The sequence below is a fragment of the Nonomuraea roseoviolacea subsp. carminata genome (assembly GCF_024172185.1).
Lineage (GTDB): Bacteria > Actinomycetota > Actinomycetes > Streptosporangiales > Streptosporangiaceae > Nonomuraea > Nonomuraea roseoviolacea.
Genome location: NZ_JAMZEC010000001.1, coordinates 3645628 through 3671464 on the forward strand (window position 1 = coordinate 3645628; position 25837 = coordinate 3671464).

24 protein-coding genes and 1 tRNA gene are annotated in these 25837 nt (G+C 72.4%); 12 read left to right on the forward strand and 13 right to left on the reverse strand.

Going from position 1 to position 25837, the window contains the following annotated elements; translation table 11 throughout:
- Positions 1–57: 57 nt before the first annotated feature.
- Positions 58–1365, forward strand: a complete 1308-nt coding sequence (locus tag HD595_RS17050; RefSeq protein ID WP_253770203.1) for an MFS transporter — start codon at positions 58–60, stop codon at positions 1363–1365.
- A 762-nt stretch (positions 1366–2127) separates the two neighbouring features.
- Positions 2128–2691, forward strand: coding sequence for a dihydrofolate reductase family protein (locus HD595_RS17055; protein WP_253770205.1), 564 nt, complete (start codon positions 2128–2130; stop codon positions 2689–2691).
- Between the two features lie 421 nt (positions 2692–3112).
- On the opposite strand, the gene HD595_RS17060 is transcribed toward HD595_RS17055, so the two are convergent.
- On the reverse strand, positions 3113–3586 hold the full coding sequence (locus HD595_RS17060; protein ID WP_253770207.1) for a hypothetical protein: 474 nt from the start codon (positions 3584–3586) through the stop codon (positions 3113–3115).
- Positions 3587–5056: 1470 nt separating this feature from the next.
- On the opposite strand from HD595_RS17060, the gene HD595_RS17065 reads away from it, so the two are divergent.
- Positions 5057–5329 carry a tyrosine-type recombinase/integrase gene (locus HD595_RS17065; protein ID WP_308211366.1) on the forward strand — a complete coding sequence of 91 codons (273 nt, stop codon included), beginning with the start codon at positions 5057–5059 and terminating at the stop codon, positions 5327–5329.
- A gap of 56 nt (positions 5330–5385) precedes the next feature.
- Here the strand turns inward: HD595_RS17065 and HD595_RS17070 are convergent.
- The 5 genes from HD595_RS17070 to HD595_RS17090 form a co-directional block, all read right to left on the reverse strand.
- Positions 5386–5458 (reverse strand) — tRNA-Ala (locus HD595_RS17070).
- Positions 5459–5473: 15 nt separating this feature from the next.
- Positions 5474–6190 carry an HAD-IA family hydrolase gene (locus tag HD595_RS17075; protein ID WP_253770209.1) on the reverse strand — a complete coding sequence of 239 codons (717 nt, stop codon included), beginning with the start codon at positions 6188–6190 and terminating at the stop codon, positions 5474–5476.
- A gap of 16 nt (positions 6191–6206) precedes the next feature.
- Positions 6207–6326 carry a DLW-39 family protein gene (locus tag HD595_RS17080; RefSeq protein ID WP_253770211.1) on the reverse strand — a complete coding sequence of 40 codons (120 nt, stop codon included), beginning with the start codon at positions 6324–6326 and terminating at the stop codon, positions 6207–6209.
- 365 nt (positions 6327–6691) lie between these two features.
- Entirely contained in the window at positions 6692–7930 is a 1239-nt protein-coding gene (locus tag HD595_RS17085) for an MFS transporter (RefSeq protein WP_253770213.1), read from the reverse strand.
- 150 nt (positions 7931–8080) lie between these two features.
- Positions 8081–8530, reverse strand: coding sequence for a carboxymuconolactone decarboxylase family protein (locus HD595_RS17090; RefSeq protein WP_253770214.1), 450 nt, complete (start codon positions 8528–8530; stop codon positions 8081–8083).
- 70 nt (positions 8531–8600) lie between these two features.
- Here HD595_RS17090 and pdxR point away from each other — a divergent pair, with 70 nt between their 5' ends.
- On the forward strand, positions 8601–9983 hold the full coding sequence (gene pdxR / locus HD595_RS17095) for a MocR-like pyridoxine biosynthesis transcription factor PdxR (protein WP_253770215.1): 1383 nt from the start codon (positions 8601–8603) through the stop codon (positions 9981–9983).
- Here pdxR and HD595_RS17100 read toward each other — a convergent pair.
- A complete protein-coding gene (locus HD595_RS17100; RefSeq protein WP_253770216.1) occupies positions 9980–10528 on the reverse strand; it encodes a universal stress protein in 549 nt (182 codons plus the stop codon). The two genes, pdxR and HD595_RS17100, sit on opposite strands and share 4 nt — an antisense overlap.
- Positions 10529–10611: 83 nt before the next feature.
- On the opposite strand from HD595_RS17100, the gene HD595_RS46770 reads away from it, so the two are divergent.
- The 3 genes from HD595_RS46770 (at position 10612) to HD595_RS45865 (ending at position 16911) form a co-directional block, all read left to right on the forward strand.
- Complete coding sequence (locus HD595_RS46770; RefSeq protein ID WP_308211166.1) at positions 10612–13851, forward strand: AfsR/SARP family transcriptional regulator; 3240 nt, start codon at positions 10612–10614, stop codon at positions 13849–13851.
- An 84-nt stretch (positions 13852–13935) separates the two neighbouring features.
- Positions 13936–14097: a hypothetical protein gene (locus HD595_RS17110; protein WP_175594434.1), complete on the forward strand. Its 162-nt coding sequence runs from the start codon at positions 13936–13938 to the stop codon at positions 14095–14097.
- 48 nt (positions 14098–14145) lie between these two features.
- Positions 14146–16911: a LuxR C-terminal-related transcriptional regulator gene (locus HD595_RS45865; protein ID WP_301309526.1), complete on the forward strand. Its 2766-nt coding sequence runs from the start codon at positions 14146–14148 to the stop codon at positions 16909–16911.
- A gap of 100 nt (positions 16912–17011) precedes the next feature.
- On the opposite strand, the gene HD595_RS17125 is transcribed toward HD595_RS45865, so the two are convergent.
- From HD595_RS17125 to HD595_RS17140, 4 genes are all read right to left on the reverse strand, one after another.
- Positions 17012–17713, reverse strand: coding sequence for a hypothetical protein (locus HD595_RS17125; RefSeq protein WP_253770217.1), 702 nt, complete (start codon positions 17711–17713; stop codon positions 17012–17014).
- A 31-nt stretch (positions 17714–17744) separates the two neighbouring features.
- A complete protein-coding gene (locus HD595_RS17130; protein WP_253770218.1) occupies positions 17745–18425 on the reverse strand; it encodes a restriction endonuclease subunit S in 681 nt (226 codons plus the stop codon).
- Positions 18419–19996 (reverse strand): N-6 DNA methylase, encoded by a 1578-nt coding sequence (locus tag HD595_RS46775; protein ID WP_253770219.1) that lies wholly within the window; start codon positions 19994–19996, stop codon positions 18419–18421. The genes HD595_RS17130 and HD595_RS46775 overlap by 7 nt, the downstream gene beginning before the upstream one ends.
- A 65-nt stretch (positions 19997–20061) precedes the next feature.
- A complete protein-coding gene (locus HD595_RS17140) occupies positions 20062–20706 on the reverse strand; it encodes a hypothetical protein (protein ID WP_253770220.1) in 645 nt (214 codons plus the stop codon).
- 283 nt (positions 20707–20989) lie between these two features.
- Between HD595_RS17140 and HD595_RS17145 the strand changes: the two genes are divergently transcribed.
- The 4 genes from HD595_RS17145 (at position 20990) to HD595_RS17160 (ending at position 24186) form a co-directional block, all read left to right on the forward strand.
- On the forward strand, positions 20990–21538 hold the full coding sequence (locus HD595_RS17145) for an MFS transporter (RefSeq protein WP_253770221.1): 549 nt from the start codon (positions 20990–20992) through the stop codon (positions 21536–21538).
- A 104-nt stretch (positions 21539–21642) separates the two neighbouring features.
- The gene (locus tag HD595_RS17150; RefSeq protein ID WP_253770222.1) at positions 21643–22161 is read left to right on the forward strand and encodes a copper chaperone PCu(A)C; all 519 of its coding nucleotides are present in this window, start codon (positions 21643–21645) and stop codon (positions 22159–22161) included.
- A complete protein-coding gene (locus HD595_RS17155) occupies positions 22161–23357 on the forward strand; it encodes a Dyp-type peroxidase (RefSeq protein ID WP_253770223.1) in 1197 nt (398 codons plus the stop codon). The genes HD595_RS17150 and HD595_RS17155 overlap by 1 nt, the downstream gene beginning before the upstream one ends.
- 49 nt (positions 23358–23406) lie before the next feature.
- Complete coding sequence (locus HD595_RS17160; RefSeq protein ID WP_253770224.1) at positions 23407–24186, forward strand: hypothetical protein; 780 nt, start codon at positions 23407–23409, stop codon at positions 24184–24186.
- Here HD595_RS17160 and HD595_RS17165 read toward each other — a convergent pair.
- Complete coding sequence (locus HD595_RS17165) at positions 24179–24652, reverse strand: VOC family protein (RefSeq protein ID WP_253770225.1); 474 nt, start codon at positions 24650–24652, stop codon at positions 24179–24181. The two genes, HD595_RS17160 and HD595_RS17165, sit on opposite strands and share 8 nt — an antisense overlap.
- A 50-nt stretch (positions 24653–24702) precedes the next feature.
- On the opposite strand from HD595_RS17165, the gene HD595_RS17170 reads away from it, so the two are divergent.
- Positions 24703–25401, forward strand: a complete 699-nt coding sequence (locus tag HD595_RS17170) for a TetR/AcrR family transcriptional regulator (RefSeq protein ID WP_253770226.1) — start codon at positions 24703–24705, stop codon at positions 25399–25401.
- On the opposite strand, the gene HD595_RS17175 is transcribed toward HD595_RS17170, so the two are convergent.
- Positions 25341–25835 (reverse strand): MSMEG_6728 family protein, encoded by a 495-nt coding sequence (locus tag HD595_RS17175; RefSeq protein WP_253770227.1) that lies wholly within the window; start codon positions 25833–25835, stop codon positions 25341–25343. The two genes, HD595_RS17170 and HD595_RS17175, sit on opposite strands and share 61 nt — an antisense overlap.
- Positions 25836–25837: the final 2 nt, after the last annotated feature.

Sequence of the window (25837 nt, forward strand, 5' to 3'; positions counted from 1 at the left end):
GTTCCGAAACGGCACCTCAAGCCAGGAGCCGAACCCCCAGCGCAAGGAAGATGGCCCGTGACCGACATCGCCCCGCTGCGCAGAAACGTGCGTTTTCAATTGTTGTGGATCGGCAGCGCGGTTTCTCGGTTGGGGTCGGAGTTCACCAGACTGGCCATGCCGCTGCTGGTGCTCGCGCTCACCGGCTCGCCGGGGCTGGCGGGCATCGTCGCCGGGGCCCGCACTGTCACGTCCCTTCTGATCCAGATCCCGGCCGGCGTCTGGGTGGATCGGTGGGACCGCCGCCGTACGCTGATAACCGCCCAGGGACTCCAGACAGTTGTCTCAGCGCTGCTGGCAGCACTGATCCTCACCGGCCACGTACAGATATGGCACTTCGTCACGCTGGCGGTACTCGACGCGTTGTGCACCGCATTCATCGAACCCGTCCATGAGACAGCCATTCGCGGGATCGTCCCCGCAAGCCAACTGCACAGTGCCTACGCCCAAGAGGAATCCCGCACACATGCCGCCGGGCTGATCGGCCCTCCGCTCGGTGGCCTGCTGTACAGCCTCGGGCGTGCGGTGCCCTTCGTCGTCGACACCATCACCTTCCTTGCCGCCACGCTCTTCTACACCCTGGCGAAGGTGCCGCGCCGCCCGGCGAACCAGTCGCGCGCCTCCGCGCAAGAGGACGGCGAGGAGCAGCACCCCATCCGGCGTAGCATGCGCCGAGAAGCAGCTGAGGCCATCACTTGGCTGTGTCGCCGGCGGGGCCTGCGGGAGGTCACTGCGGCGCTGATGGTCCTCAACCTGCTGGGTGGGGCATTCCAGATACCGCTGATCGTGCTTGTCGGCGAACGCGGCGGTGATGCGGTCACCACCGGCACGGTCCTGGCCGGCCTCGGCATCGGCGGGCTGGCCGGGGCGCTGCTGTCGGGCCGCATCAGCCAACTCCTGCCGCCCGGCAGACTGCTGTTGGTCGTCTTGACGGTCTTCGGGGCCGCGCTGGCGGCCACGGCGCTGCCATGGGGAGCGTGGTGGCCCATGGCTCCTCTGGTGCTCATCACCCTGTCCACACCCTCGCTGAACGTGGTGCTGAACGTGGTGATCGCACGGATGGTGCCAGAAGAGATGCTCGGCCGGATGGGCGCGGTCCTGAGCATGGGCGGAATGGCGCTCAAACCCTTCGGCCCGGTTCTCGGTGGAGCACTGGCCGCGGCATGGAGCGGCGCGGGAGCACTCGTCGTACTGGGTGGGCTACTTGTCGCGACCGCTGCTGTGGCGGCACTCAGCCGAGAGTTGCGCCGCTTCACCGGGGACGTCCCCCCGGCGGGAGGCGACGCCGTAGAGCCGGGGGCGAATCCGGGGCTGGTGCCTGAATAGGCGCTGATGGCGCTCGAATGCGCCAGTGCGAGGTGGCCTGTGAGCTCGACGCCCTGCCACGCGGAACGCTGCCCTTTGACTCGGGACGGGTGGATGTTCCTGCGAACCTACGTGCGCCGAGGAGATCGAGATCCGAACTCCTGACATCCTGCTTGCAGAGACGCACGCCAAGCTCGCTCCGCCAGTGCAATCACAGCTCAGCGCACTGGTCGGTTCCCCCGTGAACCTCCGCTGTTTCTCCTGGCTCCCCGTCTGTTTCTCCTGGCTTCCCGTCGCATCGGGCACGCTGCGGGCATGCAACCCGCGAGTCCGGTGGACCGGAGCCGAGGAACGAAACACTGGACCTTCGATCGCTCAGCCAAGCACAGCGACCAGCCGCACACCGGCGATCACGAGGCCCTTCCTGTGCGACGCCTTGCGCGACCAAACCGCATCAGCAACTCGGGAAGTCGCCGTGCAGGGCCGTCCTATCTGAACCAGCGTCCCCCCTCGATCCGCCTGGAGCGCACTGGTACGGCTCGAACTGCAATCCGCGCGGGCTCCGGACCCGCGCGGACGCGCGCACGGTTCCAGGACACCCTGATGCCCGACCGCGCAACCAGCCGGAAGACCGGGCACCGATGACTTTCGGGCGGCAGTGATGTCTAAGGCATCAGCGACAGACCACGGACGCCGCGGCCACACGCGCGCCGCAGCCCCGAGACGCGCACAGTCCCCAGCAGGCACGGTCCCCGGACGACCTGAGACCACGGAGTTCTGATCATGCGGAAGCTGATAGCCACAGTGTTCAACTACTCCCTCGACGGCCTCCTCGCCGACGAGGGCACCGAATTCTGGAAGTTCTGCTTCGACCTGCCCGAAAACCGTGAACCCGACGCCCCGGCGCACCTCGACTTCCTCCAGAGCGCCTATGCGCACGTCATGGGCCGCACCACCTACGAGAGCATCGCCGGGGCCATGACCACGTCCACCGACCACCCGTTCGCCGACATCCTGAACACCGGGCGCAAGGTCGTCTTCTCCCGGACCTTGGAGACGGCCGACTGGGCCAACACCGCTGTCGCCGCCGGCGACACGACAGAAGGGATCGACAAGCTCAGGCTGGGCGGCGACGGCCACATCATCGTCTGGGGCGGCGTCCGTCTCTGGCGGTCGCTCATGCGACTCGACCTGATCGACGAGCTCCAGGTGAGCATGTTCCCCTACGTTGCGGGCGAGGGCACCCGGCTGTTCGACGGCGTCCCCAAGTCCTACCAGCTCGACCTGGTCTCCAGCACCGCCTCCCGAAACGGGATCGTCTATCTGCAGTACCGGCGACACCGCTAGGAGCTGTTTCTCAGAGCTGCTGACGGTGTGCTCTGGCGTGTCACTCCTGGCGTATGGGTTGTCAACTGCCGGCGGATTTACAGAACTTGTCGCGAACAGATGAGCCATGGCGCTTACTGCAACGGCAACGCTCCGTTGAATATCATGCAGCACCCGACGACACGCAGCGCTCCATGCCCCACTGGCAGGGCATGGAGCGCTGCGTCATCACGAAATCGCCCGCCGCATCGCCGCTACGCCGTTGACTTCCCCCTCCTACGCCCGAACACCTGCGCTGCGCCCTCACAGCCCTCGTCTCTGGCGTCGGCCCGGCTTGCGCGACGTCCGAGATGGCATGGGAACGCCGGCCCGTACCGCACGCATACGAGCACATCAGCATCGGCGTCATCACCGAAGCCGGCGGAGCCGACTTCGCACGCGATCACTTCAGCAACGCGAGACGAGTCTTTATCTCCTCAGCTTCGCCGAGATTTTCGCTTATTACAATCTCCCATCGAGTGCTGTCCAAGGCTTCAATCGCTACAAGAAGCTTCGAACACGAGTCCTTCTCGATGAGCTGACGTGATAGGTCTTGGGGAGAATTCGCGGCCACAATCAGACAGTCATGGACTTGATTCAGCCCAGAAGCGAAACCAACCAGCTCGCGCCAACTCAGCTGGTATCCTGAATCCGAGGCTGCGATGGAGTCTTCAAAAGACGGCATCGCCATCCCATTGGGCGCGATTCCGACACCCCAGAGCTCTAGCATGCTCCATGCCCACGCATTCTCGGGGAGCGCATTCAGGACATGACTGAGCTCGACAACGCCTCCGGTTGTCCTGTGCATAGGAATCACAACAGTGGACATTTCACCATTCCCAAGGATTTGGACAGCGCGCTCTTTGGTCCCGACCATCGAGATTTCCTTGTATCGATGTGGCAGGTGCACGGTTCGAACTTGCGTAGGTTGGGCCGACGGTTTTACTGCTTGTGACTGCTTCCGAATTCGCATAGCTGCGTTGTCGGCCGTCGTGCCGCTCCCAGTAGCACCGTCTACGAACTCCAGAACGCGCGGCTAGCAACCCGGAGCCGGAGCCCCCGGCCGGAGACATATCTCGAAGAGCTGCCTTGGACGCGGCAGCGGCGTTCCGCGCTGATCGCGAGCAAAAGGGCCGTCCGTGGGGCGTTGAGAGATTTCGCCACTAGGCCCTCCCGTTTCGCCACAGATGCCGTTCATCGAGAGTACCGAATCTCACTTTCCCACTGTCGAGGTCGACGAGGATGGGCCAGCAATCCAGGAGTCGCTGCCTCTCGTCGCGTGAGACGAGGTACTGAACAGAGTTGTACGGGGCGATGAGGAGGTTGTTACTTTCTCGGACTCGTCCCACATCTATGGCAAGAGGCGGTTCGCCGTCACGTCGGCTGCGTTCCAGGAAGGCAACCGCGAGTCGCAGGGCGTCCGTTCGCTCCAGCATGTGTCTCCCATGGGTCCAGCTGATCCGAGGCGACCTTATGACGTGGGGGACTGCACTGCATCCCGCGCCTGTATCGATGTGACGGCCGATGAAGGGTTGGAGTCCGGCCAACACGATCACCAGCGGCGGCCCGAGTGACGGGGCGCGCGAGAACGGCCTACGGGCCGCACGCGCAGCGTGCGGCCTGCACGCTCGGGCCGCGCGGCGGCGCGTGTGCCGCCACCTTGATCTCTGCGAGAACAATTCGGCAATGCGGCGCCGCGGCCGGGAAGTGGATCATTCGAGCAGTTCTGGCCGGCGGCTCGCGAGGGCTCTGCGGGCCGCTACGAGTCGTTCGTGGAACTCTTCGGCAAGTGCTTCGCGGCGGTATCGCCGGCGTAGCACGCGGTCGAGGTCCGCGGCGCGGTTGAGGAGATCGGTCTAGGATCGGTGGTCGATGTCGAATGCGGCCATGCCGTCTGCTGCTGCGACGTCGAAGTCGCCGCGTCTGGCGTGGACAATGCCGAGATCTATGTGAGCGTCCGTAACCCGCGTCTTCCGGCCTCGGTTCACTGGCTCTTCTGCTCTGGCCTCGGCCTACCGGGCGGCCTGCGTGCTTGTGGGAAGGCGTCCGAGCGGAGCGAGGTCCTTCAGGGGTCGGGCCTGTGGCCCGACTGGAAGCAACGCCTGAGCCGGATGGCGCAAACGCCCCAAAGCGAAGCCCTATGCGCGAAGCGCCCCAAGGCGAAGCCGGCTCGCGCGATAGCGCCCCGAACGCGAAGCCCCGGGCGCGAAGCGCCCCCAGGAAGGACAGTCCGAGCGGAGCGAGGGCCTTTGGCCAGGGGCGGGAAGCAGACGGGCACCCACTCGGCGGGCCGGGGCCGAGGAACATGTAAGCGGTCATCTAAAACTCCAGGTCCAGGGACGGCTGCATCCACCGCGTCTGGGCCAAGGCACTCCGAGACGCCGATCTACCGAAGATCCACTTCCACGACCTCCGCCACACCGGCAACACCCTCACCGCCAGCGCCGGCGCCTCGATCCGCGAACTGATGGCCCGCATGGGCCACTCCAACACCCGGGCCGCCCTCATCTACCAACACTCCACCGACGAGAGACAACGCGAGGTCGCCCGCAAGCTCGACGCCCTGGCACGCGGAGCCGGTGACAAGGACCCATCGGGCACGCAACGGGCACGGCCCTGAAAACAGCCCCTACAAAGATCGAAAGCCCAGGCCATTGACCTGGGCTTTCGTATGGGTGGAGCCTAGGAGATTCGAACTCCTGACATCCTGCTTGCAAAGCAGGCGCTCTGCCAGCTGAGCTAAGGCCCCTTCGACGAAGATAGCTTACCGGCCCGGCGTCCCTATGTGGTGCGTGGTCACGTCCGAGCTGAGGACGAGGCTGGGGAAGTCGGCGATCGTGTCGAGGATGTGGGTGGCGCCGCCCTTGAGGAGGCGTTCGCGGCTGTGGACGCCCGCCACGATCGAGGCGCCCGCGCGGCGGCCGGAGAGCATGTCGCTCTCGGAGTCGCCGATGACGGCGACCTGGCGGACGTCCTCGATGCCGAGCCGGAGCACGGCGTGCAGGATCATGTCGGGCCAGGGGCGGCCGCGGCCGCCGGCGTCCTCGGGGGAGATGGCGAGGTCGATCTTGTCGTCCCAGCCGAGCACGCTGAGGATGCGGCTCAGGGTGGTACGGCTGAAGCCCGTGACGAGGGCGAGGCGGAGACCGGAGCCGCGGAGTTTGTCGAGGACCTCGACGACTCCGGGCATGGGTACGAGGCCGGCCCGCTCCAGGGCGCCCTCGTAGGAGCGCTCGAAGGTCAGGTTGGCGGCCTGTGCCTGGGCTTCGTTGTCGGGGAAGATCCCTCGGAAGACATCGATCTTGGGGCAGCCCCGGGACCGGTGTACGTGCACCATGGCGCGCGCGTACGCTCCGGTCCCGGGGACGATGCCCTGGGTGGCGATCGCCTCAGCGAAGGCGCGCTCCACCATGGCGATGTCACCTACTGTTGTGCCCGCCAGGTCGAGGCACGCCAGTCTGATGGGGACGACGTCGCTCATCGCCTCGCCAGGTCGGTTAGTTCTCGCTGCCGGTGGCCTCGGTCCACAGATCGAGCTCGGCGCGGTCAGCCTGCACCTTGCGCCAGATCAGCAATCCCCCAAGGGCGACCAGCGCCAGAACAACCAGCTTCTTCACGGTGTGACCCCACTTCTTCGACGGCCTCACCTGCCGGGGTGAGACCCAACGGTTGACATGCAGCCTAGCAAGGGATCGCCGCGGTCCCTGTGTTGCGCACGAACCAGATGTACGGATTGTGCGAGGCGGGGCCGACCCGGCGCAGGTGAGACCCGCCTTACCCCTCCCATCTTGGACAATGATCGGATCTGGCGGGGGCATGGCGCGCGGGTTTTCCCATGTTCTCCGTCACATCGTTTCCCACACCGTTTCTCCCAGGGTCCCCCCTGATCCTCCCGTGGTCCCCGCTGAACGCCGTCTCACCGCCGGCGCCTCCGGCCACGCGCCGTCACACCGTTCCTCCCGGCGCCCCCGGCCACGCGCCGTCACTCCGGCAGCGCCGCTCCGTCCGCCGGTACCGCTCCGTCCGTCAGTGCCGTCCGTCGTCGAGCCCACCGTACGGCCGGCGGCATCGCCGCCCCCGCCCCCACGAACACCAGCCCGAGGACGATCCACCCCGAAGTACCCCACCCCATCACCAGCGTCGTCAGCAGCGCCGGTCCGAGCATGCGGGCCACCGCCGTGCCGCTGCCGAAGAACCCCTGGTACTGCCCCTGCTTGTCCTCCGGGGCCAGCGAGAAGCTGATCTCCCAGGAGCCCGAGGCCAGCAGCAGCTCGGCCGTCACCTGGAGCGCCACCCCGGCCAGCAACACCGCCACGGCCGTCCAGGGGGACGAGCCGAAGGCCGACAGCGCGAACACCGCGCAGGCCCCGAGCATGACCAGTCCGGCCAGCCGTACCGCGGAGGAGGCGTCGGCCAGGCCGCGGATCCGCCCGGCGACGCGTACCTGGAACAGCACCACCCCGGCCGTGTTGACCAGCAGCAGCGCGGACACCGACCAGGTCGGGGCGGCGGTGCGCTGCGCGATCCACAGCGGGACGATCAGGCTGAGCATCGGCATGTACAACAGCATGACCGTGTTGATCAGCGTGACCAGCGCGTACGGCCGGTCGCGCAGCACCGCCAGCCGAGGGCCGGCCACCACCGGTGCGGGAGGCACGGCAGGCAGCCGGAGCAGTACCAGGGCGGCGGCCACGAAGCAGGCGGCGTCCACCAGCAGCACCGTCAGGTACGCCTCCCGGACGTTCAGGTGCAGGGCGAGCCCGCCGAGCGCGGCCCCGATCGCGAGCCCGGCGTTGTGCGCGGACTGGAGCGCCGCGCGGGTCCGGGTCCGGCTCGTCGCCTCGACGAGGCCGGCGAGCAGGGCCTGGCGGGCGGCCGACAGGCCGGTCTGCGCCGCCCCGTACGCGCAGGCGACCACCACGAACGGCGCGAACGACCGGACCAGGACGAACGAGGCGACCGCCACGGCGGTGGCGAGGGCCAGGAGCACGGCGACGCCGCGCGGGCCGCGCCGGTCGGCCAGGTGGCCGAGCGGGACCCCGGCCACCGCGCCGACCGCCCAGCCGAGCGTGAGCCCCACGCCGACCTGCGCGGGCGACATGCCGACGACGCCGGTGAAGTACAGGGCCGAGGTGACGATGTACGCGCCGTCGCCGGTCGAGGCGATGAGCTGGGCGGCGGTGAGAACCCTGAGGTCGGGTCGTGGTCGCACCAAGGTCACGGCTCCAGGGTGGGCGGAGGTCGGGAGGTCCCTGCGGGCGGAGGTCCGAAGGTCCCACCGGGCGGAGGACCCGACTTTCCGGCGGGCGAAGGAGCGGGCGGACGTCGGGAGGTCCCTGCGGGCGGAGGTCCGGGGGGCCGGGCGCACGGGTCAGCCCTTGTACGACTCGGGGGTCATGCGGGTGGCCACGCCCATGCGGTTCCAGGCGTTGATCGTGGCCACGGCGACCACCAGCGCCGCGAGCTCCTGCTCGTCGAAGTGCCGGGCGGCCTCGTCCCAGATCTCGTCGGTGACGTCGTGCGTGGACAGGCGGGTGGCGGCCTCGGTGAAGGCGAGCGCGGCGCGTTCGCGGTCGTCGAAGAAGGGCGCCTCGCGCCACACGGCGACGGCGTGCAGGCGGGTGTGGCTCTCGCCGGCCTGCAGGGCGTCGGAGCTGTGCATGTCCACGCAGTACACGCATCCGTTGATCTGGCTGGCGCGCAGCCGGACGAGCTCCAGCAGCGGCGCGGGCAGGGTGCTCTGCGTGACGAAGCGGTCGAGGCCGGCCATCGCGCGGTACGCCTCTCCGGCGAGGGCGCCGAGGTTCATGCGTTCGGTCATAACCCCAGACCCTAAAACCCACTTTGTCCTGATATAAGCTCCAATTTTCGGTGATTTGATTGGGCCAAGAGTGGACGTCCACATCACGCTCACCGGCCGGGGCGACCTGGCCGCACAGGTCTACCGGCAGCTCCTGGAGGCCGTGCTCGACGGCCGTCTGCGCTCCGGGGAGCGCCTGCCGCCGACCAGGGAGCTGGCGCGCCGCCTGGAGATCTCCCGCAACACCGTCGCCGTGGCCTACGACCGGCTCGTCGCCGACGGCTTCCTGGTGGGGCGGGCCGGCGCGGGCACGTTCGTGTCGGCGGAGCCCGTGCGCGGCCGGGCCGCGCCCCGCGGCGTGGTGCTGCCGCGCGCCCTGTGGCGCTCCATGCCGCCGGCCGCGACGCCCATGTCCCCCGCACGGTACGACTTCCGGGCCGGGGTGCCGGATCCCCTGCTGTTCCCGATGGAGAGCTGGCGCAGGCTGGTGGCCAGGGAGCTGCGCGTCAGCGCGATCACCCCGGGCTACGGCGACCCGGCGGGCCACGAGGGGCTGCGCGAGGCGATCTCGCGGCACATCGGCGTCAGCCGTTCCGTACGGGCGGGCGCCGAGGACGTGCTGATCACCAACGGCGCGCAGCAGGCGCTCGACCTCGTCGGACGGGTGCTGGTCGAGCCGGGAGCGTGCGTGGCGGTCGAGGAGCCGGGCTACCCGCCGGCCCGGCTGCTGTTCCGCTCGCTCGGCGCCCGGGTCGTCGGCGTGCCGGTGGACGGCGAGGGCATCGACGTCTCGGCCATCCCGAACGGGGTTCGGCTCGTGTACGTGACGCCGTCCCACCAGTTCCCGCTCGGCACACCCATGTCGCTGGCGCGGCGCACGGCGCTGCTGGCGTGGGCCGAACGGCGCCGCGCGGTGGTGATCGAGGACGACTACGACAGCGAGTTCCGCTTCGGCGACCGCCCGCTGGAGCCGTTGCAGAGCCTCGACCGCGCGGGCCGGGTGGTGTACGTGGGCTCGTTCTCCAAGACCCTGCTGCCGGCGCTGCGGCTGGGCTTCCTGGTCGCGCCGGCCTCCCTGGCCGCGGCGCTGCGCGCCGCCAAGCAGCTCACCGACTGGCACGGGTCGCTGCCCACGCAGGCCGCGCTGGCCCGCTTCATCGACGAGGGGCTGCTGGCCCGCCACATCAGGAAGGCGACCCGCGAGTACGCCGCCCGCCATGCGCTCATCAGCGCCGCGCTGGAGCGCGACGAGCGGCTGCGCCCGGTGCCGTCGGTCGCGGGGCTGCACCTCTGCGCCCGGCTCTCCCCCGGCGTGTCGGTACGGCCGGCGCCCGGCCTGGCGGTGGAACGGCTGGAGGCGTACTGCGACGGGACCCCCGCGCTGTCCGGGCTGGTCCTGGGCTACGGCGCGATCCGGCAGCCGGACATCCCCGCCGGCCTGCGCCTGCTCCAAGAGTCGATCGCGAACGGCTAGAGGTGCCTGCGGGTCCAGAAGCGCCTGGCCCGCTCCCCCGACAGCTCCGGCTCGTCCGGCGGCGACGGCTGCTGCACGATGACGACCGTCGTCCTGGCGTGGCGCGCGCAGTACATGCTGGTGGACGGCAGGAGCATGCGGCTGAGCAGCCCGCGCCGGCTGCGCCCGAGGACCAGCAGGTCGCCTTCGCGGGCGAGGTCCACCAGGTGGTAGCCGGGGTCGCCGACGCGGCCGACCACGACGGTGGTGAGGTCCTCCGGCATGCCGCCCGCCACGTCCTCGAACACCCCCGTGACGATCTCCGTGCAGCGCGCCTCCTCCCCCGCGCGCAGCGCCTGCTGCACCGGCAGCGCCTCGGGGAACGGGTGGACCGGCGCGCGACTGACGTGCACCGCCACGAGTGCCATCCGGTGCAGCCGAGCGGCTCCGATGGCCCACGCCAGGGCCCAGCGCGAGGCCGGGGTCTCGTCGACCCCCACGATCAGCCTCGGCCCGCCGGGCAGGTCATGATCCACGGCACCCTCCTCGAAGGGGTACTCGACCATATTGCTCCTTGCCGCCGGTTACCTGAAGGTGGCACTTTGCGAACTCTGGAGTTGCCCGCTACCCCGGGGCGTAGCATGCGGGGGTGGAACGAGGCTGGGTGCAGCCCCGTCCCGCCCTCGACCGGCGGCTCGACGGGGCGCTGACGCACAGGCTCACCACTTTGGTGGCCGCCACGGGCTACGGCAAGTCCCTCGCGTTATCCGGTTGGAGCGAGGCCGTCGGCGGCGTGCTCCACCGCCTCGGCCCCGCCGATCGTGACCTGCCGGTTCTCGCCGGAGCGCTGGCCGGGGCCCTCTCGGCCGCCGTCCCGGGGCTGCCGGCCGAGCTGGCCGCCGCCGCGGGGGCGCCGCTCGGGCCCGACGCCGACGAGCTGTCGCGGGGCGCGGCGCTGGCGGGCGCGCTGGCCGAGGCGCTGTCGGCGCGGCTGCGGCGCGGCCTGGCCCTGGTGCTCGACGGCCTGGACGTGGTCGCGGGCTCCCCCGGCTCGATCAGGTACGTGGAGACGCTGGTGCGGGCCGCTCCGCGCCATCTGCACGTGGTGACGGCCTCGCGCTCTCCCCTGCCGTTCCCGACGGCGCGGCTGCGCCAGGACCACGAGGTGCTGGCCTTCGACGCCTCGGATCTGGCGCTCACGCCGGACGAGACCGCCGCGTGGGCCCGGGCCCGGCTGGGCGAGCCGGGGGCGGCGCTCGCCGGGACGCTGCACGAGGCGTGCGGCGGCTGGCCGGCCGCGGTGCAGGCCGCCCTCGACGCGCTCGCCCGGACCGACCCGGCCGAGTGGCGGCGGACGGCCGCCGGTCTGGCCGCCACCTCGGCCACGCTGGAACGGCTGACGCTCGCGGCGTTCCGCGACCTGCCGTCCGCCATGCGGGAGCTGCTGCGGGCGGCGACGGTCCTGCCCGTGCTGGCCGACGGCCTGGCCACCGCGCTCGGCGCGCCGCCGGACACGCTCGCCGCGCTGGCGGGCCGCGGGCTGTTCCTCGACGCCGGGCCGGACGGCCACCGGCTGACCGCGACGAGCCGGCACGTGCTGGTACGGCACGCGCCGCTGGACCGGCACGAGGCGCACGACGTCGCCGCCGTGGCCGCCCGCTGGTACGCCGAGCACGACCGGCCCGAGGCGGCCCTGCGCGCCGCCGTGGACACCGGGCACGCCACGCTCGTCCTCTCGCTGCTCGGCACGTACGGCCGGCGGCTGGCCGAGCGCGGGGACGACGTGATCGCGGCGCTCGCGCTGCTGCCCGAGGCGACCCGGCGCTCCCCCGAGATGCTGCGGCTGGCGGGTGTCGCCGAGCAGAACCGCGGCGACTGGACCCGGGCCCGCGAGCTGCTGTCGGAGGTGGCGGAGGGGCCGGCGTTCGACGCGTTCGTGGCCCGGCGGCTGGGGCTCGTCGACCACCTGCGCGGTGACCTGGACGCGGCTCTCGCGATGTACGACCGGGGCACGGCGTGGGGCACGCCGCCGGCGGACGCGGCGGCCTGCGCGGCGGCGTCGGCGTCGGTGCTGTGGCTGAAGGGCGACCGGGCGGGCTGCGCGGAGCTGGCGGACCGGGCACTGGAGCAGGCCGGCGCGCTGGGCGACCCCGGGGCGCTGGCCGCCGCCAACACCGTGCTGGCCATGCTCGCCGCGCTCGACGGCGACCGGCGGGCCAACGACGCCCACTACCTGCGGGCGCTGGAGTACGCCGAACGGGCGGGCGACATCGCCCAGCTCATCCGGATCCGGGCCAACCGCGCCTCCCGCCACCTCGACGAGGGCGCGTACGCGGAGGCGCTGGAGGAGACGGAGATCGCCGGGCGGCTGTCGGATCTGGTGGCGTTCGCCCCTTATGCCGCCTTGAACGTGGCGAACCGGGCCAAGGCGCTCATCGCGCTCGGACGGCTGGAGGAGGCGGCCGTGGACGCGGCCGACGCGGTGGCCCGGTGGGAGGCGATGGGGTCGCGCTTCGTCGCGTACGGGCTGGTCCGGCTGGCCGACGTGCACGCGCTGCGCGGCGACCGGGCGTCGGCGATCGCGCTCTACCGCCGGGTGGTGGCCGACGCCGCCGGCTCGGGGGAGGTGCAGGAGCTGTCGCACGCGCTGAACGCGCTGGCCGTGCTGCTCGCGGCGGACGATCCGGAGGAGGCGGCGCGGGTGGCCAAGGAGGCGCTGCGGCTCGCCGAGGGCATGGCCGGGGTGGAGGCCCGCCTGGCCGCGGCGCGCGTGGCGCTCGCGGCCGGACGGCCGGAGGAGGCGCGGGGACTGCTGGACGAGGCGGAGCGGGTGGCGGGCAGCCGCCGCGACCACGCGGCCCTGGCCGAGGCGGCGGAGCTGCGCGCCGAGCTGGACGGCGATCCTGTGCTCGCGGCCGAGGCGGTGCGCCGCTGGTCGGAGCTGCGCGACCCGGTCGGGCTGGCCAGGGCCGAGCTGGTGAGGGCCGAGCTGGTGAGGGCCGAGCTGGTGAGGGCGGAGCCGGCCGGATCGGAGGCCGCCGAAGTGGCCGCGGAGGTGGCCGCGGAGGTCCGGGAGCGCATGCACGCCATCGGCTGCCGCGCGCTCGACGACCGCGTCGACGCCCTGCTCGCCCGGCGCGTCCCCGCCCCGGCGGGGCGGCTGGTGGTGGAGACGATGGGCACCTTCCGGGTGCTGCGCGACTCCGTGCCCGTGCCGCGCTCGGCCTGGCAGTCGCGCAAGGCCCGCGACCTGCTGAAGATCCTGGTCAGCCGGCGCGGCGGTCCGGTCGGCCGGGAACGGCTGGTCGAGCTGCTCTGGCCGGGCCAGGAGGACGACGCCGTCGGGCTGAAGCGGCTGAACGTCATGGTCTCCACGCTGCGGGCGGTCCTCGACCCGGCGCACGAGCGCCCGCCGGACGACGTCGTCGTCTCCGACGAGGGGGCGCTGCGGCTGGACCTGGCTCACGTCGAGGTGGACGTGGAGCGCTTCCTCGGGCTGGTGGCCGCCGCCGCGCGGCTCGACCAGGCGGGCCGGGAGGGGGAGGCGCTGGAGCGCTGGGCCGCCGCCGAGGCCGCGTACGGGGGCGACTTCTGCGAGGAGGACCCGTACGCCGACTGGGCCGTGGGGCTGCGCGAGCAGGCCCGGCACGCGTACGTGCAGGCCGCGGCCCGGCTCGCCGGGGAGCGGACCCGCCGCGGCCGGCACGACGAGGCGGCCCGCTACTGGCTGCGGCTGCTCGAACGCGACCCCTACGACGAGCGGGCCCACCTCGGGCTGGTCCGCGTGCTCGACCGGGCCGGCCGGCGCGGCGACGCGCGCCGGCGCTACCACCTGTACGCGGAGCGGATGCGCGAGCTGGACGTGGAGCCGATGCCGTACCCGGCCTGAGCCGAAGCCGCCTGAACCCTGAGCCGGGCCCCGCCCGAACCCCACCTGAACCTGACCTGAACCGGGCGGCGAGATGGTGCGCCCATGAGGACGGTCATCGTACGGCTGGTCGAGCCGGAGCAGTCCGGCGGCCAGCTCCGCGGGCTGCTCGAAGAGGTCGGGGGCGAACCGGTGCCGTTCCACGGGACCGAGGCCGCCCTCGACCTGCTGTACGCGGCGGCCGGGCTGCGCCGCGATCCGCCCTGAACCTCCCGCGAACCTCCCTCGCGACCCTGGGTCGGGAGAGGAGGCACGATGAGCGAGCAACTGGGGAGCTGCTGGCCGTTCGTCGGGCGAGGGGGACAGCTGGCGCGCGTGCGGGAGGCGCTGCGGGCGCGGGCCGGCGTCATGATCGTGGGCGAGGCCGGGGTCGGCAAGAGCAGGCTGGCGGCGCAGGCGCTGTCGGGGCTCGGCGGGTACGGGGTGGTCCGGGCGCTGGGCACGGCGACGGCGGCGACGATCCCGTTCGGCGCGTTCGCGCACGCGCTGACCGGCCCGCCGGGCGCGGGGGAGAACCTGCTGCGCTGGGCCGCCCGCCACCTGCGGGACCGGGCCGGAGGCGGGCGGCTGCTGGTGAGCGTGGACGACGCGCACCGGCTGGACCCGGCCTCGGCCGCGCTGGTGCACCACCTGGCGTCGAGCGGCGCGGCGGCGGTCGTCGTCACGGTGCGCAGCGGCGCGCGGCAGCCGGCGCCCATCACGGCGCTGTGGAAGGACGAGCTGCTGGACCGCATCGAGCTGCGCCCGCTCGACCGGGACGGGGTCGAGGCGGTGCTGGCCGAGGCGCTGGGAGGGGAGGTGGCCGCGCCGACCGTGCGCCGCCTGGCCGAGGTCAGCGGGGGCAACCTGCTCTACCTGCGTGAGCTCGTCCACGCCGGGCGGACGTCCGGCCGGCTGGCGGTGCGGGACGGCGCGTGGCGGTGGTGCGGCGAGCTGTCCTTGACCGCCCGGCTGCGGGAGCTGGTCGAGGCCCGGATCGGGCGCCTGGAGCCGGACGAGCGGGAGACGCTGGAGCTGGTGGCCTTCGGCGAGCCGGTGGGCGCCGCGCTGGTGGCGGGGCTGACGTCCGCCGAGGCCGTCGAGCGGCTGGAGGAGCGGGGGCTGGTGGCGGCCGTGGCCGACGGGCGGCGCGAGCACCTGCGGCTCGGCCACCCCCTCTACGGCCAGGTGGTCCGGGACGGCTGCGGCACGCTGCGGGCCCGCCGCCGGCTGCGGACGCTGGCCGGGGCGCTGGAGGCGGGCGGCGCGAGGCAGGAGGCCGGCGGAACCGGGGAAGCGGGCGGGGCCGGAGAAGCTGGTAGGGCCGGGGAAGCTGGTGGGCCGCGGCGGCGCGAGGACGTGCTGCGCGCCGCGGTGTGGCGGCTGGACGGCGGCTCGGCGGTCGCGCCGGACACGCTGCTGGACGCGGCCGGCGTGGCCCTGGCCCGGCAGGACCCGCGGCTCGCGGCCCGGCTGGCGCGGGCGGCGCACGAGGCGGGGGCGGGCGTGTCGGCCGTGGCGCTGCTCGGGCAGGCGCTCGTGGTGCTGGGGGAGTCGGAGACGGCGGTGGCGGCGCTGCGGCGGGCGGCGGGCGCGGCGGTCACGGAGGGCGAGCGGGCGCGGCACGCGGCCAGTCTGGGGATCAACCTGGCCTGGGCGGGGGCGGACGCGGAGGCGTGCGCGGTGCTGGACGCGGCGGGGGAGTCGGTGACGGATCCGGCGCTGCGGCGCGAGGTCGGCCTGTACCGGGGGATGGCCGACTTCCTCGCGGGCCGCCTGACGTCGGCGGCCCGCTCACCGGCGCTGCCTCGCACCTCGACCGGGGCTCCCGAGACGACCGGGTCTCCCGCGTCGGCCGGGTCTCCCGCGTCCACCGGCTCTCCCGCGCCGACCCGGGCAGGGGCCTCGCTCGCCGGGTGGGAGGCGCAGGCGGCGGCGCTGGAGGCGTGGGTCGGCGCGTACGCGGGACGGACCGAGCGGAGCCTCGCCGTCGTCCACCGGATCCTGGGGGAGCCGGGCGATGTGATGCCGGACGACGGGTGGACGGTCGGGGCGCCGCACGCGCTGCCGGCCCTGCTCGACGCGGCGTGCGCGGCGCGGGTGTTCTCCGGCCGGCTGGAGGAGGCGGCGCGGACCGCCGAACGCGGCATGGCGCTCGGCGAGGGCGAGCCGCCGGTGACGGGGTTCGGCGCCCACCGGGCCGTGGTCGCCCGGCTCCGGGGCGATGTCGCGGGCGCGGCCCGCTTCGCCGGTGAGGACGCGGCGCGGCTGCCCGCCGGCACGCCGTACCTCGGGCGCTGCCTGGCCGAGCTGGCGCACGCGTCCGCGCTGCTCGGCCGGACCGTACGGGCCGGGGAGGCGCTGGCGCGGGCCGAGCGGCCGGCCGCGCGCTGGGCGTTCACCTGGCAGCCCGCGCTCCAGGCGGCCGTGTGGGTGGCGGCGGCGGACGGCGACCTCGACGGCGCGGTGGCCGCGTGCCGGTCGGCCGCCCGGCACGCGGAGGAAGGGGAGCAGTACGGGTATCTGATGTTCGCGCTGCACGACCTGGTACGGCTGGGCCGGCCCGGTGAGGCGGCCGGGCGGCTGGCCGAGCTGGCGGAGCGGGTGGACGGGCCGCTGGTCCGGCTGTTCGCCCGCCACGCGGGGGCCGCCGGCGATCCGGGGGAGCTGCGGGCGGTGGCGGAGGAGTTCGAGCGGCTCGGCATGGTGCTGTACGCGGCGGAGGCCGCCGCCCACGAGGCCGCCGCGTACCTCCGGATGGGACGCGGCACGCAGGCCAGGGGAGCGCGGACCCGGGCGTGGGCGCTGGCCAGGCGCTGCCCCGGGGTGACCACTCCGGCGCTGGTCGAGCTGGCCACGCCCGAGCTCACCCCGCGCCAGCGGGAGATCGTCCGGCTCGCGGCGGCCGGGCTGACGAACCGGCAGATCGCCGCCCGCCTCGCCGTCTCCACGCGGACGGCCGCGAACCACCTCCAGGCCGTCTACGACAAGCTGGGCGTCAACGACCGGACGCAGGTGGGCCGCCTGCTCGGCGCGCCGTGAGCGTCGCTGAACGCCGGGTCGGACGTGGGCGTCCCGGACACCGGGTCGGACGCGCGCATCCGCGGATGCCGGCTCGGACGTGGGCATCCCGGGCGCCGGGTCAGATGAGCGCGAGGAGCCCTTCGAACAGGGTCTCGCGCTCGCCGCCGGTGAGCGCCGCGTACGGCTGGGCGGCGCGCCGGTTGGTGTCCTCCTCGATCCGGTCGCGCAGCGGGCCGCACCCCAGCTCGACCACGGTGTCCGCGGTCAGCCCGGCCTCGCGCCAGGCGGCGGCGTGCGCGTCGGCCCGGTGGTAGCGCAGCGCGGCGACCCGGTTGAACAGCAGCACGCCCGGCGGCGTCCCCTCCGGCTCGTACGGGGGCGCCATCACCGCGAACGCGCCGCCCGGCTCGGCCACGGCCGCCTCCAGGACCTCGCCGAGCAGGGCGGCCAGACCCGGCACGTCGTACGCGGCCCACAGCCGGCCGACGGCCTTCGCGTGGATCTCGTACAGCCCGTGGATGTAGGACAGCCCGGCGGCGGTGAGCCGCAGGACGCCGTCGCCGTCCTCGGCGAGCGTGCCCTGGCGGAGGTGGTCGCCGATCTCGGCGTCCAGGTCGGCGGCGCTGCCGTAGCGGTGGACGACGGACAGGTCGTCGCGGGTGACCGGGCGCGCGGGCAGCGCGTACCGCAGGTCGCCGAGGAAGCCGGGCGTCAGACCGCACGCCTCGGCGTGGTCGTCGCGTTCCCGACGGGCCGAGGCGTGGACGTTGACGTGGACCGCGTTGATGACGGGGGCGATGGTCGCGGCGTAGGACGCCAAGTCATGATTTATCGACGCTTGGGGTGTCGACTCAGGATTTATCGGCATCGGCCGCCATTATGCCTGCGGAGCCCGGCCTGTGGTCAGACCCAGTTTCATCGACGCGCGGAACCAGTTGCCCTGAGAAGGTCAGAGGAAGCAGCGCATCACGCAGCTCAGCCGTGGCCTCGCAGATCCGCTCATGTGCGGCGATCTTCTCGGTCAACGCGTGGAAGACCAGTCCTATGGACCTCTGGACGTCGAGAGGAGCAAGAGCCACCGGCAAGGTTCCCAGCACCAGGGTGCTGACACTGGGCACAGCGCTGCCCACAGCGTTGCGGCGGAGCCAGTCCTGGACCGCGGCATGGCTGAGGTAGTGGTTGAGGTAGTGGGCATCGACTTCCTCTCCGGGTCGGATCCTGATGATTCCTGTCCCGAACAGCCACCCTTCCTGCTCCGCCCCCACCAGCGCGTGCCGGCCCAGGCCCCCCGTCCGTACACACACGACGTCGCCTGCCCGAAGGCGATATCTGGACAACCGGGCGGCCTCGGCGTCGCCGACGCGATCAGGGATTCCTCGAAGGCGGCCATCGGCGAGATTCTTGGGCTTGACCACGGCCACCGGCCCGTCCGAGCCCATGGAGGTCGTCACACCGGCCCGAAGATCCGCCACGTCCTCAAGCCGGACCTCACGCCAGCCGTTGGGCAGCTCACCCACCAGGGACGTCACCATCCGAGCCTCCGCAGTTCCCGCTCCGCCCTGGTGTCGGCGTCCAGGGCCTCAGCGTGCAGCCGCTCCAGCCTCGTCCGCAGTCTGAGAACGGCTTCTCGTGATCCCGAGGGGACGGCCGATGCGGACGTCACGTATCTCCTGGGATTGAGGTTGTAGTCCTGGGCGCTCACTTCCTCTACGGGCACCACCACGGCTCGCGAAGCCGGGCCCGGGGGAAGCACTCCAGCACGCCATGCCGTCAGGATGCCGTCGAGCTCCGTGTGATCCTCCCGGGACAGCTCCCGCCGGGTGCGGTCCACCATCCGTCCCATGTCCCAGGCGTCCACGAAGAGGATCTCCGAACGTGACTCTTCCCGGCCGAGGATCCACACGGTGGTACCGATGGACGTGGCAGGAAAGAGCCGGTCGGGCAGTGCGATCAGAGCCCTCACCTGGCCGTCCTCCACCATGCCGCGGCGTATCGCCCGCTCTTTCGGGTGGGTGGAGAACATCGCGTTGTTGGGCATGAGGACTGCGGCACGGCCGTCTGGAGACAGGCGCTCCAAGATGTACTGGATCCAGGCGAAGTTCGCGTTGTGCCGAGGAGGCGGGCCATAACGCCAGGCCCTGCAGGACGCGGGATCGTCGTCGCACCACCCGCCCATGCTGAAGGGGGGGTTCGCCACGATGTACGGGTACAGCGTGCCGGGCTTCGCGTCCCGGCAGAGCGCGTGCTTATCGTGCGTCTCGAAATGTGCGTCCATGCCGTGCAGCCGCACGTTCATACGGGCCAGCGCCGAGGACTCCTCGCTCAAGGTGGCACCGTGGAGCGAGAGCGTCTCCTTCTCCGCTCCTCTCTCCAGGAGATCGGAAGCCGCGGCGACAAGCAGTTCGCCGGCGCGAGAGCTGGCGTCGTAGATCTCCGCCGGCTGTTCTGGCCGAACCGCGTCGATGAGCACGTGTGCCACCGATTCAGGGGTGTAGAACCCTTCGCCCCCGCCACCCTCCACCGCCGCGAATCGGTCCAGCAGCATGCGGAACGCCTGGGCTCCGCCGATGTCCCGAACAGCCTCGTCGGCGAGGGCAACGACATAACGCAGCATCTCGCGGCCAGGACGGGACGTCGTGATGGTTCTACCGCCCACGGGTGAGAGCCGCTCCAAGGCTCGCTCGGCCCAGTCGAGCGGGTCGACCGAACCGGCGGCCACCGCCGCCCACCCCGAGTCCCGGGCACGGGCGTAGACGAGGGCCAGGAGGGCGCCCGGATGACGTGCCAGATCGTGCGCGACATCCAGACGGTCGAGCACCTTCCTCCATTTCTCCGTGCCATGAGGCCCGCTGAGAAGTGCCTCCATGTCGGCCGGGGCCTGTCCGGCTTCGGACGGCAGTTCGCCTGGGTCTCCTGAGCGGGCGAGATTCATCCGGAAGCGAGCCCCGTAGGTCGTCCCTGGTCGCTCGTCCTCCAAGAGCGCGTTGCGAGGGATGAGCCGGCCATCGAGCCATGCGGCGATGGCCTGGACCGGGAAGACTTCGTCGGCGCCGAGCCGTATCGGCCTGGGATAGTCAGCGTGCCGGCGCTCCCAGTTGCTCACGGCGGGCCGCCGCACCCCGGCCAGCTGTGCGATGGCCGAGCGGGACAGGTACTCGTCAGGAGAGCTCATGGCGGGGTCGGCTGGGGGCGCCGGGTCAGCACTTCGGGCACCTGGTCGGACGCTCGCGCCCACACGATCACCTCTGGTTCGATGTAGCCCAGTAAACGATAGATCTTGTCGTGGTCGGCGGTGAGATGCCGGTGGTGGATGGGCTCGTGGTGCATGATCCGGTTCCGGAGCAGCACCACGGAACGGAAGTTGTCACGCAACGTCTCCCTGTCGCCCCTGTAGCCCGGAAACGCCCGATGCAGGACCGGGACCCAGAGGTACCGGTCGTGCGCCCGGTTCAACAGGGAGGCCCAGAAGCCGAAAGGCAGCTCCGCCACGATGTCGTCGGGGCTCGCCCGCCGGTCGCCCTTGCGGCATGCGTCGTTCTCCGCCTTGGCGACCTTGCCCAGTTGGTCACGGCCGAGAGGCGCGCTCCGCCACCAGTCGTCATGGCCGTAGTGTGCGCGGAGGCGATCATGCTCCGCGTTGCGGAGGCTGATCTCCAGGCACTGCAGGGGGATGTAGAAAGCCGCTGAAACCTCCATGTTCCAGCGGTACAAATTCCACGCGGTCAGCCAGTCCCCGGGGAAGGCGTTCAGGTACGGACCGAAACGCGGCGCGGAGAACGTTCGCTCGACCCACATCGGCAAACCGGAAAGCATGAAGCACCTCCGAGAAAGGGGAAGGTCGGCGGCCGCTCGCCGGGGTACACTCGTCGATGTACGCCCCGGGTCCGCCTCTGCTCTGCATGCCGCCCGGGGCACGGCTTTGCGTGCCGATCCCGTACGGCTGTCTCATCCAGGTGATTCTGGGCCTCGAAGCGTCCTTCGCTGCGCGTTCGAAGGTAATGCCTGCGTGCTCAACGATCAAGCGTATTGCAATACAAAAATCTGTTAACCCCCATGCTCGCCGGAACCGTGGGGCGCCCGTGGGATGATCCAGGCTGTGTCCCTGCCCGCGTCGGTTCCCTTCAGGTTCGCGCGTGCCGCGGTGTTCGCCGTGGTGTGCGTCAGCCTGGGCTGGGCCGCGCACGTGTTCGGCGGGGGCAGCGTGGCGCCGGGCGTGCTGGCGGGGGCGCTGGGTGGGGTGTTCGCGGCGGCGTACGCGTTGGCCGGGCGCGAGCGCGGCTCCCTCGTGGTCCTGCCGGTTCTCGGCGGGGCGCAGGCCGTTCTGCACCTGGTGTTCTCGCTGGCCCACGAGGCTTCGCCGGTCGTCGCGCTGGCGCACGCCCACGCGGGGCTCGTGCCCGGGCTCGGCATGCTGGTCGCCCACGGGTGGGCGACGCTGCTGACCGGGCTGTGGCTGACCAGGGGCGAGGCGCTGTTCTGGGCGCTGCTGCGCCGGCTGGCCGTGCGGCTGCTGCTCGTGCGGCTGCCCGCGTTCTGGACGTCGTTCCGTCCCGCCTGTACGGCCCGGCCCACGGTGCTGCGGCCGGCCGTGCTGCGGTACGCGGTGACCCGGCGTGGGCCGCCGATGGTTGTCGACTTCTTCTGACATCTCCCCTCTTGTCGACAACCACACCTGGGACGTGCCGCGTGTCCGGCGTGCCGGTGCCCGGGTGGAGAAAGGCGTTACCCGTGTTCTCTCGTCATGTTCTGGTGCTGGCTGCCGCTCTCGTCACGGTCACCGCGTGCGGCGCCCAGCAGGCCGAGCAGCCCTCGCAGGCCGTCTCGTCCGCCTCGCCCGCCCAGGCCGGCGCCCCCGCCTCCGGCCGGGCGGGCGTGCTGTCCATCACCGACCCGTGGGTCAAGACCACGAAGAAGGGGATGACCGCCGCGTTCGGCACCCTGGTCAACCCGACCGACTCCGACATCACGATCGTCTCCGGCAGCACGCCGCTGTCGTCGCGGGTGGAGCTGCACGAGGTCGTGGACTCCGGCGGCAAGATGATCATGCGGCCGAAGGAGGGCGGCATCGTGGTGCCCGCGCGCGGCACCCACGAGCTGCGGCCCGGCGGCGACCACATCATGCTCATGGACGTCACCGAGGAGGTGAAGCCGGGGGTCCGGGTGCCGTTCACGCTGACGGTGAAGGGCGGCTCGCCGCTGGAGTTCACCGCGGTCGGCAAGGACTTCGCGGGCGGCCGGGAGGACTACCAGCCGGGAATGAAGCACTGATGGGCGCCGCGATCAGCCGCCGGAGCCTGTTGGCGGGGGGCGCGGCGCTGCCCGTGGCGGCGGCCGTCCCCGGGCGGCAGGCCGTCGCCGACGCCGTCGCGGGGCAGGCCGCCACCGGAAAGGTCGCCGCGGCGGCCGGGACGGGTGACGCGGTCGAGCCGTTCCACGGCCCGCACCAGGCCGGCATCGCGACGGTGCCGCAGGCCCACGCCGTCTTCCTCGGCCTGGACCTGCTGCCGGGCACCGGCAAGGAGGCCGTCGTCCGGCTGATGCAGCTCCTCACCGACGACGCCCGGCGCCTCACCCAGGGACGTCCGGCGCTCGCCGACACCGAGCCCGAGCTGGCGGTCTCGCCCGCCCGGCTGACCGTCACCTTCGGGTTCGGGCCGGGGCTGTTCGCGGCGGCGGGCGTGACCTCGCCGGTACGGGCCCTGCCCGCGTTCGAGACGGACCGGCTGCAGGACCGGTGGAGCGGCGGCGACCTGCTCGTCCAGCTCTGCGCCGACGACCCGATGACCGTGGCGCACGCGCTGCGCATGGTCGTCAAGGACGCGCGGGCGTTCGCCAAGGTGCGCTGGAGCCAGCGCGGCTTCCGGCGCGCCGCCGGCACGCAGGCGCCCGGCACGACGCAGCGCAACCTCATGGGCCAGCTCGACGGCACGGTCAACCCCTCGAACCTCGACCGTTCCGTGTGGCTGAGCGACGGGCCCGAGGGGATGCGGGGCGGCACGACGATGGTGCTGCGCCGGATCCGGATGAAGCTGGAGCAGTGGGACGCGGCGGACCGGTCGGCGCGGGAGTTCACGATCGGCCGGCGCCTGGACACGGGCGCCCCGCTCACGGGCCGGAACGAGCATGATGAGCCGGACCTCAACCGTCTCAACCAGCTCGGCTTCCCCGTCATCGCGGAGTTCGCGCACATCAGGCGGGCCCGGGCCGCGGACGTGGGGCAGCGCATCCTGCGGCGGCCGTACAACTACGACGAGCCGGTGGGGGCCGACGGGACCGCGGACTCGGGGCTGATCTTCGTGTCCTACCAGGCCGACATCGACCGGCAGTTCGTGCCCGTGCAGCGGCGGCTGGCCGAGGGCGACCTGCTGAACGAGTGGATCACGCCGATCGGCTCGGCGGTCTTCGCGATCCCGCCCGGGTGCGCGCCGGAGGGCTGGATCGGCGACCGCCTCCTGACGGCCTGATCCTGGGGCGACCCGGTGTGGGGGACGGGTGGCCGGGCAGGGGTGCGGCATGTCGTCCGGATCTCTGTCGGAACGTGCCGCCTCCGTCGTCGCCCGGCTCGTCGCCGCGCTGCGGCGGGGCCGGGCCCTGCATCGCGACGGCCTGACCGTCGCCGCCACGCTCGTGCTGGAGAGGGGCCCGGCTCCGGGGCTGCCGGCGCTCGCGGAGCCGGGGTCATACGAGGTGGTGGCCCGCCTGTCCAGGGGCGGGTCGCTGCCCGGCCCGCTGCCCGACGTGCTGGGACTGGCGGTGCGGGTGCCCGGTGGGGGGCCGGCGCACGGCGACGTGGACCTGCTGCTGTCGACATGCGTCCCGGGCGTGCCGTGGCTGCCGGGGCCTCGGTGGGACTTCACCGCCGGGCCGTACTCCAGTCTGGCCTCGTACCGGCACGGGTCGATGCCGGTCCGGCTCTTCGCGTACCCGGAGAAGTTCGCGTACCCGGAGCAGGACGCTTACCCGGAGCAGGACGCGGGGACCGGTGGCGTGCCGGCGCGGATCGACGCGCTGCGGCGGGCGCTGGAGCGGGGCCCGCTGGTGTTCCGCCTGCTCGCCGCGCCGGCGGGCCGGCGGCCGGTGCGGATCGCGACGCTCCGGGTGCGCGCGCCGCTGCCCGGCGCGGACGTCTCCTTCGACCCCGTGCTCAACAGCCACCCGGCCCTGCGCCCGGCGGGCCGGCTGGCGCGCCTGCGCCGGGGCGCCTACCGGGGGTCCCGGAGGGGCCGCGGCGAGCCGGACGAGGCGGTCGTACCACCTCACCCCGCCCGGGCCGCAGGACGCTCGGTCAGGTGAGTTCGCGCTCGCGGCGCTCGGCGCTCTCGCGGGCGTCGTCCACGGTGAGCCCGTCCGGGCCCGGCTCGGTGTGGTGGCTCGTCGTGTAGAAGCGCACCTCGTGGCCGTCCGGGTCGTGCAGTTCGGGGAGGATCCAGCCGATCGTGGCGAAGTGGACGCCGGCGTGGGTCTCGCCCAGCGCGACGAGCCGCTCGGCGAGGTCGTCGATCTCCTCCTTGCCGGGCACGCCGATGGCGAAGTAGTCGAACCCCGCGGCGGCCTCGGCCCGCGCCGGGTCGAGGCGCAGGGCCAGCATGGGGCCGCCGTTGGGGTGCCGGAGGGCGCAGCCCATGAGGACGCCCTTCTCACGGAACTCGATCTCCACCTCGTAGCCGAGCCGGGTGTTGTACCACGCCAGGGAACGTTCCAGGTCCCTGACGGGGAGCTTGACGTGGTGGATACCGTCGAGCCGTGGAGCGTCCGTCATGGCGAGCCTCCTTGCAGTTGCACTGCATTGTTGCAGTTATACTGCAATGTATGTCGGACCCCGTCAAGCGCGACCTGCGCGCCGCCCGCGTCGCCGAGACCGAGACCAGGATCCTGCGCGCCGCCGTGGAGCTGTTCCTGGAGAACGGCTACGCCGGCACGACCCTCACCGCGGTCGCCGAGCGGGCCGGGGTCGGCCACCGCACGCTGTACGTCCGCTTCGGCACCAAGGCCGCGCTGCTCAAGCGCGCCGTGGACGTCGCGTTCGCCGGCGACACCGCGCCGGTCGACGTGCGCGGCAGGCCGTGGTTCACGCTCGCGCTCACCGCGCCCACCGCCGCCGAGCGGATCCAGGCGCTGGCCGTGGGCGGGCGGCTGATGATGGAGCGGGCCGGCGACATCCTGGCCGTCGCCCTGGAGGCCGGCGCCGTCGAGCCGGACCTGGCCGCCGCCGCGCAGGCCGCCCGCGAGGCGACCCGCGAGAACATCGGCGCGTTCTGGTCCCGGATGCGCGAGGACGGCCTCGTCCCGTCCGGCAGCGATCTCGCCTGGCTGACCGACACCACGACGATCCTCGTCCACGCCGAGACGTACCTGCTGTCCAGGAAGATGATCGGCTGGGACGCGGACGGCTACGAGCGCTGGCTCGTCACCACGCTCACCCGCCTGCTCGCCGCCACGCGCCCGGATCAGGAGAACGCGTTGCCCGGCAGGCACGACGGCGGCCGGTCGGAGGTCGGCCAGACGTAGGGCAGGTCGTCCGGCTCGGCCCCGAAGAGCGGCGCGTAGAAGGCCGGGTCCTTGCGCAGCAGGGCCGAGCGGTGGCTGAGGTGCAGGGCGGCGTCGCCGAGCCACGGCGGCAGCTCGCCCTCCGCCGCCAGGTCCGGCTGGGCGCGGACCGTGCGGTGGCCGCAGTGCTCGGCCACCTCGCGGCTGATCGTGCCGGCGCAGGTGTCCTGGAGCCCGGCCGCGCACCACCGGCGGCACACCTCCAGGCCGTACCGGGCCAGCGCCTCCTCGTAGCCGGCCCACATGCGCACCGCCGGGTGGTGCCGCCAGCCGTAGCCGGGGACGGTGAGGGCGCGCATGACCTGCAGCGCCTCCACCCGCTGCTTGCCGAGGCGCCGGAGATCCAGCACCTCGGCACAGCGCGCGAAGTCGGGATAGGGGAGGAACGTCTGCACAG

Excerpts from the sequence above, each read along its gene's own strand:
- HD595_RS17055 (WP_253770205.1), top strand. The coding sequence starts at position 2,128 with ATGCGGAAGCTGATAGCCACAGTGTTCAACTACTCCCTCGACGGCCTC.
- HD595_RS17060 (WP_253770207.1), bottom strand. The coding sequence starts at position 3,586 with ATGGTCGGGACCAAAGAGCGCGCTGTCCAAATCCTTGGGAATGGTGAA.
- HD595_RS17075 (WP_253770209.1), bottom strand. The coding sequence starts at position 6,190 with ATGAGCGACGTCGTCCCCATCAGACTGGCGTGCCTCGACCTGGCGGGC.
- HD595_RS17090 (WP_253770214.1), bottom strand. The coding sequence starts at position 8,530 with ATGACCGAACGCATGAACCTCGGCGCCCTCGCCGGAGAGGCGTACCGC.
- HD595_RS17100 (WP_253770216.1), bottom strand. The coding sequence starts at position 10,528 with ATGGTCGAGTACCCCTTCGAGGAGGGTGCCGTGGATCATGACCTGCCC.
- HD595_RS17110 (WP_175594434.1), top strand. The coding sequence starts at position 13,936 with ATGAGGACGGTCATCGTACGGCTGGTCGAGCCGGAGCAGTCCGGCGGC.
- HD595_RS45865 (WP_301309526.1), top strand. The coding sequence starts at position 14,146 with ATGAGCGAGCAACTGGGGAGCTGCTGGCCGTTCGTCGGGCGAGGGGGA.
- HD595_RS17130 (WP_253770218.1), bottom strand. The coding sequence starts at position 18,425 with ATGGTGACGTCCCTGGTGGGTGAGCTGCCCAACGGCTGGCGTGAGGTC.
- HD595_RS17140 (WP_253770220.1), bottom strand. The coding sequence starts at position 20,706 with ATGCTTTCCGGTTTGCCGATGTGGGTCGAGCGAACGTTCTCCGCGCCG.
- HD595_RS17155 (WP_253770223.1), top strand. The coding sequence starts at position 22,161 with ATGGGCGCCGCGATCAGCCGCCGGAGCCTGTTGGCGGGGGGCGCGGCG.
- HD595_RS17160 (WP_253770224.1), top strand. The coding sequence starts at position 23,407 with ATGTCGTCCGGATCTCTGTCGGAACGTGCCGCCTCCGTCGTCGCCCGG.
- HD595_RS17165 (WP_253770225.1), bottom strand. The coding sequence starts at position 24,652 with ATGACGGACGCTCCACGGCTCGACGGTATCCACCACGTCAAGCTCCCC.
- HD595_RS17170 (WP_253770226.1), top strand. The coding sequence starts at position 24,703 with ATGTCGGACCCCGTCAAGCGCGACCTGCGCGCCGCCCGCGTCGCCGAG.